The sequence below is a fragment of the Streptomyces pactum genome, from assembly GCF_016031615.1.
Classification (GTDB): domain Bacteria; phylum Actinomycetota; class Actinomycetes; order Streptomycetales; family Streptomycetaceae; genus Streptomyces; species Streptomyces pactus.
On the sequence record NZ_JACYXC010000001.1, the window covers coordinates 5,740,741 to 5,754,420 of the forward strand.

Below are 13,680 nucleotides of genomic sequence, written 5' to 3' on the forward strand. Positions count from 1 at the left end.
TGGTTCTGATGCCGACCATTGTGGACCTACGCACCGACAACACCGACCACCGCCCGCCCCGGGAGGGACACCGGCCCCGGGAACTTCGCCAGATGTCGGCCCGCTTGCATAGAGTGACAGGGCTGATCGACAGACGGCTTCGCACCCGCACCCGCACGCGATCGAAGGGACGTACATGCCCATGGGTCACACGGCCACGCAACAGGCCGGTTCCGGCGGCCTGACAGCGACCGAGCACCGCCTGGCCAACGGCTTGCGGGTGGTGCTCTCCGAGGATCACCTGACCCCGGTCGCCGCGGTCTGCCTCTGGTACGACGTGGGCTCACGCCACGAAGTCAAGGGGCGTACCGGCCTGGCTCACCTCTTCGAGCACCTGATGTTCCAGGGCTCGGCGCAGGTGACGGGGAACGGCCACTTCGAGCTGGTGCAGGGCGCCGGCGGCTCCCTCAACGGCACCACCAGCTTCGAGCGCACCAACTACTTCGAGACCATGCCCGCCCACCAGGTCGAGCTGGCGCTGTGGCTGGAGGCCGACCGCATGGGGTCGCTGCTCGCCGCGCTGGACGAGGAGAGCCTGGAGAACCAGCGGGACGTGGTGAAGAACGAGCGCCGCCAGCGCTACGACAACGTGCCCTACGGCACCGCCTTCGAGCGCCTGGTGGCCATGGCCTACCCCGAGGGCCACCCGTACCACCACACCCCCATCGGCTCGATGGCCGACCTGGACGCGGCCTCCTTGGAGGACGCCCGCACCTTCTTCCGCACCTACTACGCGCCCAACAACGCGGTGCTCTCGGTCGTCGGCGACATCGACCCCGAGCAGACCCTGGCGTGGATCGAGAAGTACTTCGGCTCCATCCCGGCCCACGACGCCAAGCAGCCGCCGCGCGACGGCACCCTGCCCGAGGTGATCGGCGAGCAGCTGCGCGAGGTGGTCCGGGAGGACGTGCCCTCCCGCGCGCTGATGGCCGCCTACCGGCTGCCGCACGACGGCACCCGGGAGGCGGACGCCGCCGACCTGGCGCTGACCGTCCTCGGCGGCGGGGAGTCCTCCCGGCTGCACAACCGGCTGGTGCGCCGCGACCGCAGCGCCGTCGGCGCCGGGTTCGGCATGCTCCGCCTGGCCGGCGCGCCGTCGCTGGGCTGGCTGGACGTGAAGGCGTCCGCCGGGGTGGAGGTGGCCGACATCGAGGCCGCCGTGGACGACGAGCTGGCCCGCTTCGCCGCCGAGGGGCCCACCCCCGAGGAGATGGAGCGCGCCCAGGCCCAGCTGGAGCGGGAGTGGCTGGACCGGCTCGCCACGGTCGGCGGCCGGGCGGACGAACTGTGCCGCTTCGCCGTGCTCTTCGGCGACCCGCAGCTGGCGCTCACCGCCGTCGACCGGGTGCTGGCCGTCACCGCCGACGAGGTGCGCACGGTCGCCGCCGCGCGCCTGCGGCCGGACAACCGCGCGGTGCTCGTCTACGAACCCACCGGGGCCGCCGGGGAGGACGCCGGCGCCGCCGCCAACGAGGGAGAAGGGGAGTCGGCCCAGTGAGCGACACCGCCACCACCATGACGTTCCACCCGCAGCCGAAGGCCGGCCCGGCCAGGCCGTGGGCCTTCCCGGCCCCCGAGCGCGGCACCCTGCCCAACGGGCTGACCGTGCTGCGCTGCCACCGCCCCGGCCAGCAGGTGGTCGCCGTGGAGATCAACCTGGACGCGCCGCTGGACGCCGAACCGGCCGGTCTCGACGGGGTCGCCACCATCATGGCCCGGGCGCTGTCGGAGGGCACCGACAAGCACACCGCCGAGGAGTTCGCCGCCGAGCTGGAGCGCTGCGGCGCCACCCTGGACGCGCACGCCGACCACCCCGGGGTGCGGGTCTCGCTGGAGGTCCCGGCCTCCCGGCTCCGCAAGGCCCTCGGCCTGCTCGCCGACGCGCTGCGCGCCCCCGCCTTCCCGGAGGGCGAGGTGGAGCGGCTGGTGGCCAACCGGCTCGACGAGATCCCGCACGAGCTGGCCAACCCGGCCCGCCGCGCCTCCATGGCGCTGTCCCGGGAGCTGTTCCCGGCCGACGCGCGGCACTCCCGGCCCCGGCAGGGCACCGAGGAGACGGTCAGGCGGATCGACGCCGCCGCGGTCCGCGCCTTCTACCAGGCCCATGTGCGGCCCGCCGGTGCGACCGCGGTGGTCGTCGGCGACCTGACCGGCACCGACCTCGACCAGGCGCTCGCCGAGACCCTGGGCGCCTGGACCGGCGGCCCGGCGGAGCAGCGGCCCAGCCCGGTGATCACGGCCGACGACACCGGCCGCGTGGTGATCGTGGACCGGCCCGGCGCGGTGCAGACCCAGCTGCTCATCGGGCGCATCGGCGCCGACCGGCACGACCGGGTCTGGCCGGCCCAGGTGCTCGGCACCTACTGCCTCGGCGGCACCCTCACCTCGCGGCTGGACCGGGTGCTGCGCGAGGAGAAGGGCTACACCTACGGGGTGCGCGCCTTCGGCCAGGTGCTGCGCTCCACCCCGGAGGGCACCGGCGCGGCCGTGCTGGCCATCTCCGGTTCGGTGGCCACCGAGGTCACCGGCCCCGCCCTGGAGGACACCTGGAAGGTGCTGCGCACCCTCGCCGCCGAGGGGCTCACCGACGAGGAGCGGGACGTCGCGGTGCAGAACCTGGTCGGCGTCGCCCCGCTGAAGTACGAGACCGCGGCGGCCGTCGCCGGCACCCTGGCGGACCAGGTCGAGCAGCACCTGCCCGACGACTACCAGGCCCGCCTGTACGAGCGGCTGGCGCAGACCGGCACGGTGGAGGCGACCGCCGCCGCGGTGAACGCCTTCCCGGTGGACCGGCTGGTCACCGTGCTGGTCGGGGACGCCTCGGTGATCGAGGAGCCGGTGCGCGCCCTGGGCATCGGCGAGGTGAAGGTCGTCTCCGGCTGACGACGCGCCCGGGACCGCCGGCCGGCACCCGGCCGGCGGCGGCCCGTGGACGTGAGGGCTCCGGTGCCGCCCCGGCACCGGAGCCCTGCCGTGTCCGCGCCCGCCGTGCCCGCCGTGTCCGTGCCCGCCGTGGGGAGCTGTCCGCCCCGGATTCCGCCTCCGTGCCGACCCGGCGGGGCGCCACCGCCGCCGTCCGCCCCGCCGGGGCCGCCCCGACCCGGGCCGGCTCAGGGTCCGGGATCCGGTACCGGCGCGGACGCCCGCAGCTGCCGGGAACGCCTCCGGCCGGTGGGCCGGTGAGGCCGCGTCACGTCCGTCATGTGGCCCAAGGTGTCGGGTTTGTACGAGAGACGGGGTGTCTGCCCTGTGGCGAGCGCAACAAAAATCGTGATCCGTTTGGAATTCAAAAGATCACCCGTCTAGCGTCGTCCCGGCTGCCCGTCAGTGTGCGTCGCACCCGCGGCCCGGACAGCCATCGCCGAATCCCCAGGGCGCGAGTCCCGGGGAACCGGGGACCCTCCAGGGGGCTTCCCCAAGGGGTGAATCGGGTGCCTCCCGCGAGGGACCCGTAGGAGACCTTCCTGCTCCGAACCCGTCAGCTAACCCGGTAGGCGAGAAGGAAGGAAAGGAGTACGCCGGCCCATGGCGTTCACCCGTCCCACCGGGAAGCACCGTCGTCCCCGCAGCGCCGCCCGTACCGGCGCCGGCATGGCCGGAGCGGCCACGATCGCCTCCGGCGTCGTCGCCACCCTCGCCTCCCCGGCGGTCGCCGCCTCCCAGGACGCCCCCCGCTTCGAGGACACCGGCCTGAACCAGGCGATCGTCATCGGTGACGACATCGCGGACCAGATCGACGCCCAGGCCGTCAGCCAGGAGGTCGCCGCCGAGGAGGCCCAGGCCAAGGCGGAGGCCCGCAAGGCCGCGGCGATCAAGGCCGCCGAGATGAAGCGCAAGGCCGAGGCCGCGGAGAAGAAGGCCAAGGCCGAGCGGGAGGCCCGGGAGCGCGCCGCGCGCGACGCCGAGCGGCGGCGCCTGAACACCTACGTGTCGCCGGTCGCCGGGTCCTACGTCTCCACCCAGTACCACGCCACCAGCGGTCTGTGGTCCTCCGGCAGCCACACCGGCATCGACTTCCACGCCTCCACCGGCACCCCGGTGCGGTCCGTGGGCACCGGCACGGTCGTGGAGGCCGGCTGGGGCGGCGCGTACGGCAACAACATCGTGATCAAGATGAACGACGGCACGTACACCCAGTACGGCCACCTGGACTCGATCAGCGTCGCCGTCGGCCAGACCGTCACCCCGGGCCAGCAGATCGGCCTGGCCGGCAACACCGGCAACTCCACCGGCGCGCACCTGCACTTCGAGGCGCGTACCAGCCCGCAGTACGGCTCGGACATCGACCCGCTCGCCTACCTGCGCTCGCACGGCGTCAGCATCTGAGCAGGCGTGGGGCGCCCGGGAGCATCCCGGCCCCACCGCACAGGCCCCGGCCGCACCGGCCGGGGCCTGCGCGCGTCTTCAGGGCGTGGTCACGGGATGTCTTCGTGGGGTGTGCCCGGGCCGGCAGGGCGGCCACCGGGGCCGTGGTGCGGAGCCGCGGGCGACGGCATCCGGCGTTCCGGGGCGGTGCCGCACCGCGTCCGGCGGCGGCCATGGCTGCCGTGAGGGGTGCGCCGGGCCGACCGGAGCAACCCCCGCTCAGATATGCAGAAGACGGCCGGGCGGACTCGGCGGAGAGGACGGCCGCGGGAAGAGGGACCGGCCCACAGGAATCACCGATCGGCGTGATTCGCCGTCGGACGGAAGTCAACGTCGGCCGGAAGCCAACATCGGGAGTCGACGTCGGCCCGGAGTCCCCGGCCCGGCCGCGAGTCCTTGACCCGGCGACGCGCCCGTCGGCGGGCGGGTACGACAAGAGCCGCGGCGCCCTGCCGGGTACCGCGGCTCACCTCGGCCGGTCGGGCCGTCCGCGCCCGCGCCCATCCACGCGGTCCGGGCCGCCGGGCCCGGTGTGCGAACGACCAGCCAGCCCCCGGATGCCCGCGAGGCCGCCCGGCCGGTGCGGCGGAGCGGTGCGGGCGGGGCTGTCCGGCGGGGCGGCCGTCCCGCCGGGTGGAGCTGGTGGTTCAGACGGTCTCGGGAAGCTCCTCCAGCCCCTCCGCGACGAGCTTGGCCAGACGGTCGAGCGCGGCCTCGGCGCTGTCGTCCTCGGAGGCGAGCACGATCTCCTCGCCGCCCTGGGCCCCCAGACCCAGCACGGCGAGCATGGACGCGGCGTTGACCGGGGTGCCGTCGGCCTTGGCGATCGTCACCGGGACGCCGGCTGCGGTGGCCGCGCGAACGAAGATCGACGCGGGACGTGCGTGCAGGCCCTCGGCCCAGCCGACGGTGACGCGGCGCTCAACCATGGTGTAGCCCTTCAGGTCGTTACTGGTTGTCTAGACCAGTGTCGCATGTGCTCCCGCGTGCTCCGGTACGGAGGGCCGGGCCCCGGCGCGCCGGTCCGCGGAGGACGCCCGCACGGCCGGTGTCACCGCGGGGCCCGGCGCTTACCCTGGGCGCATGGAGAGCGCCTCGGCCCCGGACCGCCACAGCTACCCGGACCACTGGGAGGCCGATGTGGTCCTCCGGGACGGCGGTACCGCACAGATCCGCCCGATCACCCCGGACGACGCGCAGCGGCTGGTCAGCTTCTACGAGCGGGTCTCGGACGAGTCGAAGTACTACCGCTTCTTCGCGCCCTACCCCCGCCTCTCCGACCGGGACGTGCACCGCTTCACCCACCACGACTACGTGGACCGGGTGGGGCTCGCGGCCACCGTCGGGGACGAGTTCATCGCCACCGTCCGCTACGACCGGATCGACGAGAGCGGGCTGCCGGTCTCCCGCCGGAGCCCCGGCGCGGCCGGCGCCCGGCCGGAGCCGGTGCCGGACGAGGCTGAGGTCGCCTTCCTGGTGCAGGACGCCCACCAGGGGCGGGGCGTCGCCTCGGCCCTGCTGGAGCACATCGCCGCGGTCGCCCGGGAGCGCGGCATCCGCCGATTCGCCGCCGAGGTGCTGCCCGCCAACACCAAGATGATCAAGGTGTTCACCGACGCCGGCTACACCCAGCAGCGCAGCTTCGAGGACGGGGTGGTCCGCCTCGCCCTCGACCTGGAACCCACCGACCGGTCGCTGGCCGTGATGCGGGCCCGGGAACAGCGCGCCGAGGCGCGGTCCGTGCAGCGGCTGCTGGCCCCCGGTTCGATCGCCGTCGTCGGGGTCGGCCGCCGCCCCGGCGGGGTGGGCCGGACGGTGCTGGGCAATGTGCTCGCCGGAGGCTTCACCGGCCCGGTGCACGCGGTCAACCACGCCTTCGACCCGGATCTGACGGTGCTGGAACCGGAAGGGGTGCCGGCCCACCGCTCCGTCCGGGAGATCGACGGGCAGGTCGATCTCGCGATCGTCGCGGTCCCCGCCGGCCAGGTGCCCGCGGTGGTGGCCGAGTGCGGCGAGCACGGCGTGCAGGGGCTGGTGGTGGTCTCCTCCGGATACGCCGAGAGCGGCGCCGAAGGCCGTGCCCGGCAGCGCGAGCTGATCCGCCAGGCCCGTACCCACGGCATGCGGCTCATCGGCCCCAACGCCTTCGGCGTGATCAACACCGCCGGCGCGGTCCGGCTGAACGCGTCCCTGTCCCCGGAGCTGCCGCTCCCCGGCCGGGTGGGGCTGTTCACCCAGTCCGGCGCCATCGGCATCGCGCTGCTCTCCGGGCTGCACCGGCGCGCCGCCGGGCTGGTGGGGCTGTCCACCTTCGTCTCCGCCGGCAACCGCGCCGACGTCTCCGGCAACGACCTGCTCCAGTACTGGCACGACGACCCGCACACCGACATCGCCCTGATGTACCTGGAGTCCATCGGCAACCCGCGCAAGTTCACCCGGCTCGCCCGGCGTACCGCCGCCGCCAAGCCGGTGGTGGTGGTCAAGGGGTCCCGGCACAGCGGCAGCACTCCGCCCGGTCACGCCGTCGTCACCAGCCAGATCCCCGACGCCACCGTCACCGACCTGCTGCGGCAGGCCGGGGTGATCCGGGTGGACACCGTCACCGAGCTGGCCGACACCGGGCTGCTGCTCGCCTCCCAGCCGCTGCCCGGCGGCCCGCGGGTGGCGATCCTGGGCAACTCCGAGTCGCTGGGCCTGCTCACCTACGACGCCTGCCGCACCGAGGGCCTCGAACCCCGGCCGCCCCGGGACCTCACCACCGCCGCCGGCCCCGCCGACTACCGCCGCGCCCTGGCCGGCGCCCTCACCGGCGACGACTGCGACGCCGTGGTGGTCAACGCCATGCCCTGGGTGGGCGACCCGTCCGCCGCCGAACTCGCCGAGGCGGTGCGCGCCGCGGTGCGGGACGCGGCCGGCCACGGCGGTACCGCCAAGCCGGTCGCCGTGGTCCACCTGGAGATCCCCGGCCTCGCCGCCGCCCTCGCCGCCCCGGACCCCGCCGCCGGCCCCGCCCCGGACACCGGGTCCGGAGCCGGCGGCGCCGGGCGGCCGGACCCGGACGACGCGGCCCCGGCCGCCGCGGCGCCGGGGGACCGGCCGGTGGCCTGCGGCATCCCCGCCTACCCGTCGGCCGAACGCGCGGTGCGGGCGCTGGCCGAGGCGGTGCGGTACGCCCGCTGGCGGGCCCAGGCCGCCGACCCCGGCCGGGTCCCGCAGTACGACGACATCGACGAGGCCGGAGCGGCGGACGACATCCAGGTCCTGCTCGCCGCGGAGGGCGCCGCCGGGGGCCACCCGGCACCCGCCGCCCTTGCGGCCGGAGCCGCCGCACCGGGGGAGACCGGCGCGCCGGACGCCGGGGGCCCGCCGCCGCACGGCGTCCCCGCCCCCGAGCCGGAGCCCGCCGCGCCCGGCGTCGAGCTGTCGGCCCCCGACGCCCAGCGGCTGCTGGCCCGCTACGGCATCAGCGTGCTGCCGGCCCTGCCCGCGCCGCACCCCGACGCCGCCGTGGACGCCGCCACCCGGCTCGGCTTCCCGGTGGCGCTGAAGGCGACCGCCCCGCTGCTGCGGCACCGCACCGACCTCGGCGGGGTCCGGCTGGACCTGGGCGGGGAGGCCGAACTGCGCCGCGCCTACACCGAGCTGACCGACCGGCTGGGCAGCCCCGTGGAGCTGGGCCTGGTGGTGCAGCGGATGGCACCGCGCGGGGTGGACACCGTGGTGCGGGCCGCCATCGAGCCGGCGGCCGGCGCGGTGCTCTCCTTCGGTCTCGCCGGGGCCCCCTCCGAGCTGCTGGGCGACACCGCGCACCGGCTGGTCCCGGCCACCGACCGGGACGCGGCGGAGCTGATCCGCTCCATCCGCACCGCACCGCTGCTCTTCGGCTGGCGCGGTTCCCGGCCGGTGGACACCGCCGCCCTGGAGGAACTGCTGCTGCGGGTGTCCCGCATGGTGGACGACCATCCCGAGGTGGTGGCCGTGGACCTGGAGCCGGTGGTGGTCGCCTCCTCGGGACTGTCCGTGCTCGGTGCATCGGTCCGTCTCGCACCCGCCCCGGTCCGTACCGACCTGGGCCCCAGGCACCTGCCGAGCTACTGACCGCGGGGCCCGGCCGGTGAGGAACCGGGACCCTGCCGAGCCCGTAGGATGGAGCACATGGCGAAGACCGGTACGACGACCCAGGGCCTGCGCGCCGCCATCGAGCGCAGCGGCTACTACCCGGCACTCGTGGCCGAAGCAGTGGAAGCCGCCGTGGGCGGCGAGCGGGTCCTGTCGTACCTCGTCCACCAGGAGACCACGTTCGACTCCAACGAGGTCCGCCGCCACGTCACGGTCCTGGTGCTCACCGGCACCCGCTTCATCGTCAGCCACACCGACGAGCAGGCCGCCGACGGCACCTCGCCCTCGCCGTACGCCACCACCTCCACCGAGTCCGTGAAGCTGGACCGGATCTCCTCGGTGGTGCTCAGCCGCGTGGTGGCCAACCCCGAGTCGTACACCCCCGGCACGCTGCCGCGCGAGGTGGTGCTCACCATCGGCTGGGGCGCGGTGAACCGCCTCGACCTGGAGCCCGCCGCCTGCGGCGACCCCAACTGCGAGGCCGACCACGGCTACACCGGCTCCTCCACCGCGGACGACCTCAGCCTGCGGGTCAGCGAGGCCGGCGACGGGCCGGACACCGTCCGGCAGACCCTCGCCTTCGCCCAGGCCCTCTCCGAGGCCACCACGGACACCGCCCGCTGATGGCCGATTCCGTCACGGGCGCCGCGGCCACCGGTGCCGGCCGCTTCGAACCCGTCCCGCTCGACCCGTACGCCGCCCCGGTGCCCCGCTACGGCACCGGCTCGCTCGCCGACCTGCTGCCCGCCGTCGCCGCCGGGATGGGGGTGGACGGCCTCACCAGCGGGATGGAGCTGCGCCCCGCCGACCGGGTCTGCGTCTTCCTCGTCGACGGCCTGGGCTGGGAGCTGCTGCGCGCCCACCCCGAGTACGCGCCCTTCCTCAGCTCGCTGACGGAGACCTCCGGCAACGGCACGGGCACCCCGCTGACCGCCGGTTTCCCCTCCACCACCGCGACCTCGCTCGCCTCGGTGGGCACCGGCCTGCCGCCGGGCGCGCACGGACTGCCCGGCTACACGGTGCTCGACCCGGACACCGGGGCGCTGATGAACCAGCTGCGCTGGCAGCCCTGGACCGACCCCTACCGCTGGCAGCCGTACCCCACCGTCTTCCAGCTCGCCGACGCCGCCGGGGTGCACACCTGCCAGGTCTCCGCGCCGACCTTCGAGCAGACGCCGCTGACCCGGATCGCGCTCAGCGGCGGCACCTTCCACGGCCGGCTCTCCGGCGAGGAGCGGATGGACCTGGCCGCCGAACAGCTCGCCGCCGGGGACCGCTCGCTGGTGTACACGTACTACAGCGAGGTGGACGGCAAGGGCCACCGGTTCGGTGTGGACTCCGACGAGTGGCGGGGACAGCTGGCCTACGTCGACGGGCTCGCCCGGCGGCTGGCCGAGCAGCTGCCGCCCCGCTCCGCCCTGTACATCACCGCCGACCACGGCATGATCGACATCCCCTTCGACGAGGAGTCGCGCATCGACTTCGACGAGGACTGGGAGCTGCGCGCCGGGGTCGCCCTGCTCGGCGGCGAGGGCCGTGCCCGCCATCTGTACGCGGTACCCGGGGCCGCCGCCGACGTGCTGGCCGTCTGGCGCGAGGTGGTGGGTGACCGGATGTGGGTGGCCAGCCGGGAGGAGGCCGTCGCCGCGGGCTGGTTCGGCCGCCCGGAGGACGGCGGCGGCGTGGACGAGCGGGTCCGCGGCCGGATCGGCGACGTGGTCGCCGCGGCCGCCGCCGACGTGGCGGTGGTCGCCTCGCGCACCGAGCCCAAGGAGTCCGCGATGGTGGGGCTGCACGGCTCCATGACCCCGGTCGAGCAACTGGTACCCCTGCTGGAAGTGCGGACCTGACCCGCCGCCGGCCCCCGCCGCCGGACCGTGCGGCGCCGCGCGGACCCGCCCGCCGGGCGGACGCTCCTGCGGGCCCCCCGCCCCCGCCACCTCCCCCCGATCGTCGAAAGGCTTCCTCCCGCCATGCCCGAGCTGGTGTTCTTCTCCGGAACCATGGACTGCGGAAAGAGCACCCTCGCTCTGCAGATCGAGCACAACCGCTCGGCCCGCGGGCTGCAGGGGCTGATCTTCACCCGGGACGACCGGGCGGGCGCCGGCAAACTCTCCTCCCGGCTCGGACTGGTCACCGACGCGGTCGAGGCGGCCGAGGGCCTCGACCTGTACGCGCACGTGGTGGCCCGGCTGACCGCCGGCGGCCGGGTGGACTACGTCATCGCGGACGAGGCCCAGTTCCTCGCCCCCGAGCAGATCGACCAGCTCGCCCGGATCGTCGACGACCTGGAACTGGACGTCTTCGCCTTCGGCATCACCACCGACTTCCGCACCAAGCTCTTCCCCGGCTCCCAGCGGCTGGTCGAACTCGCCGACCGCATCGAGGTGCTGCAGGTCGAGGCGTTGTGCTGGTGCGGTGCCCGGGCCACCCACAACGCCCGCACGGTCGGCGGCCGGATGGTCGTCGAGGGGGCCCAGGTGGTGGTCGGGGACGTCAACGGGCAGGGCGGCGAGGTCGGTTACGAGGTGCTGTGCCGGCGCCACCACCGCCGACGGATGACCGCGGCGGCGGCCCGCGCCGCCGCGCTCTCCCCGGATGTGCTGCCCGTGGACGCCCCGGCCCCCTCGCTCAGCCGCTCCGCCGCACGACCGTGAACACCGCCCCCTCGGGGTCGGTCACCTCGGCGCACCGGCCGATGGGGGCCTCGTAGGGCGTCCGGAGCACCCGCCCGCCCAGCTCGGTCACCCGGCGGGCCGCCGCGTCGGCGTCCGCCACCTCGAAGTAGGTCAGCCAGTGCGGCCCGCGCTCGCGGAACGCGGCGCTGTCCCGGCCCCGGATCGCGGCGACCGGCCGGTCACCCGCGTACAGCGTGGTGCGTCCGGGGCCGGACGCCGCCGGCTCCCGTCGTGCCCGGTGGCCGAAGACCGCCTCGTAGAAGGCGCCCACGGCGGCGCTCTCGTAGGTCACCAGCTCGTGCCAGGCCGGGGTGCCGGGCACCCCGGTGCTCTCCGTGCCGCCGTGGCCGGGGGACTGCCAGACCCCGAAGACCGCGCCGGCCGGGTCGGAGGCGATCAGCATCCGCCCGGCCCGCTCGGTGTCGAGCGGCCCCACCGCGACCGTCCCGCCGCGGGAGCGGATCCGGTCGGCGGTCTCGTCCGCGTCGTCCGACGCCAGATACGTCGTCCAGGCCACGGGCAGCCGCCGTTCGGCGGGCAGTTCGCCGATCCCGGCGACCGCCAGGCCGTCGAGCGTGCCGCGGACGCAGGACCCGAGCAGCTGGGGTCCGGGCGCGAAGTCCCAGCCGAACAGCTCGTGGTAGAAGTGCTGGCCGGCCGCCAGACTGTGGACCATCAGACTCGTCCAGCAGGGCGTGCCCGGTGCGCACCGAGCCGGTGCCTCGGTCATCTCACTCTCTCCTCGGACCGTGGTGGTAGCCGTGCGGCACAGGCCGATCGGCTCCTGAAAGGTGAACGGTGGTGATAAGGACAGGGGTTCGTGCAGATGCTCGCACCACCTGTGGCACCGCGTGCCCGGGCCGCGCCGTATTCCGCGGCTTCCGGCAGGAGAATGCCCTGATTCGTATGCCGCATCCGTTTCGGCGCCGTTGCCGGATGATGTCAATCCGACGCACACCCGGTGAGCGGGGGGACCATTCGGCGCAGGCGTCTCTACGCAAGGATTGGGTCCCATGACTGCCATCATCACCGCATCCGCACTCATGAACGAGCTGGCGGCCGACCGCCCGCCGGTGCTCCTGGACGTCCGCTGGCAGCTCGGCGGGCCGCCCGGGTACCCGGAGTACCGCGCCGGGCACCTCCCCGGCGCGGTCTACGTGGACCTCGACCGGGACCTCGCGGGCCCGCCCTCCGCCGCCGGCCGTCACCCGCTGCCCGAACTGTCCGTCCTCACCGCCGCGCTGCGCCGCGCCGGCGTCACCGCGGACCGGGCGGTGGTGGTCTACGACGGTGGCCAGGGGTGGGCCGCGGCCCGGGCCTGGTGGCTGCTGCGGTGGGCCGGCCACCGGGCGGTGCGGGTCCTGGACGGCGGGCTGGCGGCCTGGACCGCCGAGGGCGGACCGCTGACCACCGAGGAACCGGACGTCACCGAGGGCGACTTCACCCCGGTCCCGGGCGGGATGCCGGTACTGACCGCCGACGAGGCCGCGGCGCTGGCCCGCCGCGGGGTGCTGCTCGACGCCCGGGCCGCCGAGCGTTACCGGGGCGAGGTGGAGCCCATCGACCCGGTCGGCGGCCACATCCCCGGCGCCCGCTCGGCCCCCACCACCGAGAACACCGGGCCCGACGGCCGGCTGCTGCCCGCCGCCCGGCTCGCCGGCCGGTTCGCCGGACTGGGGGCCGGGCCCGGCGCGGAGGTCGGGGTGTACTGCGGGTCCGGCGTCTCCGCCGCCCACCAGGTCCTGGCACTGGATGTCGCCGGGATCCCCGCCGCGCTGTACGTCGGCTCGTGGAGCGAGTGGTCCGCCGACCCGTCCCGTCCGGTTGCCACCGGCCCGCAGCCCGGCTGACACCGGGGCGCGCGGCCGCGGCCGGCCCCGGCAGCGGCGAACCGGGGCCGGCCTTCAGTGGGGCGCCGCCGTCACGCGGGTGCGGTGGTCGTGGGCGCGTGGGGACCCGGTGAGCGGCGGACGCCGGGTCCGGGCGTCACCGGGCCGAGTGCCGTACCGGGCCGGCCCGCCGGGTGCCGGACGGCCTCCGCACGGCGGGGGAGGGACGGGGGCGGCGGAGAGGGCGCGCGGCGCCGGCGACGGATCCGGGTGGCGCTGACCGCCCCGGTCCACGCCACCGGAACCCTGGCCGAAAGACCTCTTGCGTTCCTGCCCGTGCCCGGTGCGGGACGTCCGTCGAACCGCGGGGGACGGGGGTACGAACACCCCCTTCGGGGTCGCCGCGGGCAGCTGACGACCCGTGACATGTTGGCGGAACGGGCACGGCGGGGCGCGGAGAGGCACAAGCAGCGGCACCGCGGTGGTGCGGAAGGCAGGCCGCGGGCCGACGGGGGGCTTCCCGCACACCACGGCGCACGCCGGACCCGTGTCGGTTCGTGACCGTGCCCGGACGGGCCGGCACCGGCTCCGGAGCACAACGGCGCCGCGGCACGCCCCGTCGGCGGCCCGCCGCGCCCGGCCGGTCGGCC

10 protein-coding genes and 1 riboswitch are annotated in these 13,680 nt (G+C 75.5%); of the genes, 8 read left to right on the forward strand and 2 right to left on the reverse strand.

What is annotated here, in order from left to right; genetic code table 11:
• The first annotated feature begins 181 nt into the window (after positions 1–181).
• From IHE55_RS22550 to IHE55_RS22560, 3 genes are all read left to right on the forward strand, one after another.
• Entirely contained in the window at positions 182–1,537 is a 1,356-nt protein-coding gene (locus IHE55_RS22550) for a M16 family metallopeptidase (RefSeq protein ID WP_197992173.1), read from the forward strand.
• Complete coding sequence (locus IHE55_RS22555) at positions 1,534–2,922, forward strand: M16 family metallopeptidase (protein WP_197990684.1); 1,389 nt, start codon at positions 1,534–1,536, stop codon at positions 2,920–2,922. The genes IHE55_RS22550 and IHE55_RS22555 overlap by 4 nt, the downstream gene beginning before the upstream one ends.
• A gap of 466 nt (positions 2,923–3,388) precedes the next feature.
• Positions 3,389–3,550: riboswitch (cyclic di-AMP (ydaO/yuaA leader) on the forward strand.
• A gap of 14 nt (positions 3,551–3,564) precedes the next feature.
• A complete protein-coding gene (locus IHE55_RS22560; protein WP_197990685.1) occupies positions 3,565–4,365 on the forward strand; it encodes a M23 family metallopeptidase in 801 nt (266 codons plus the stop codon).
• 686 nt (positions 4,366–5,051) lie between these two features.
• On the opposite strand, the gene IHE55_RS22565 is transcribed toward IHE55_RS22560, so the two are convergent.
• Positions 5,052–5,333: an HPr family phosphocarrier protein gene (locus IHE55_RS22565; RefSeq protein ID WP_197990686.1), complete on the reverse strand. Its 282-nt coding sequence runs from the start codon at positions 5,331–5,333 to the stop codon at positions 5,052–5,054.
• Positions 5,334–5,487: 154 nt separating this feature from the next.
• Here IHE55_RS22565 and IHE55_RS22570 point away from each other — a divergent pair, with 154 nt between their 5' ends.
• From IHE55_RS22570 to IHE55_RS22585, 4 genes are all read left to right on the forward strand, one after another.
• Positions 5,488–8,502, forward strand: coding sequence for a bifunctional acetate--CoA ligase family protein/GNAT family N-acetyltransferase (locus IHE55_RS22570; RefSeq protein WP_197990687.1), 3,015 nt, complete (start codon positions 5,488–5,490; stop codon positions 8,500–8,502).
• A 57-nt stretch (positions 8,503–8,559) separates the two neighbouring features.
• Positions 8,560–9,147 (forward strand): DUF5998 family protein, encoded by a 588-nt coding sequence (locus IHE55_RS22575; RefSeq protein WP_197990688.1) that lies wholly within the window; start codon positions 8,560–8,562, stop codon positions 9,145–9,147.
• A complete protein-coding gene (locus IHE55_RS22580) occupies positions 9,147–10,373 on the forward strand; it encodes an alkaline phosphatase family protein (RefSeq protein WP_197990689.1) in 1,227 nt (408 codons plus the stop codon). The genes IHE55_RS22575 and IHE55_RS22580 overlap by 1 nt, the downstream gene beginning before the upstream one ends.
• Positions 10,374–10,496: 123 nt before the next feature.
• On the forward strand, positions 10,497–11,180 hold the full coding sequence (locus tag IHE55_RS22585) for a thymidine kinase (RefSeq protein ID WP_197990690.1): 684 nt from the start codon (positions 10,497–10,499) through the stop codon (positions 11,178–11,180).
• Here the strand turns inward: IHE55_RS22585 and IHE55_RS22590 are convergent.
• Positions 11,155–11,931, reverse strand: coding sequence for a VOC family protein (locus tag IHE55_RS22590; protein WP_197990691.1), 777 nt, complete (start codon positions 11,929–11,931; stop codon positions 11,155–11,157). The two genes, IHE55_RS22585 and IHE55_RS22590, sit on opposite strands and share 26 nt — an antisense overlap.
• A 283-nt stretch (positions 11,932–12,214) precedes the next feature.
• Between IHE55_RS22590 and IHE55_RS22595 the strand changes: the two genes are divergently transcribed.
• Positions 12,215–13,051, forward strand: a complete 837-nt coding sequence (locus IHE55_RS22595; protein WP_197990692.1) for a sulfurtransferase — start codon at positions 12,215–12,217, stop codon at positions 13,049–13,051.
• Positions 13,052–13,680: the final 629 nt, after the last annotated feature.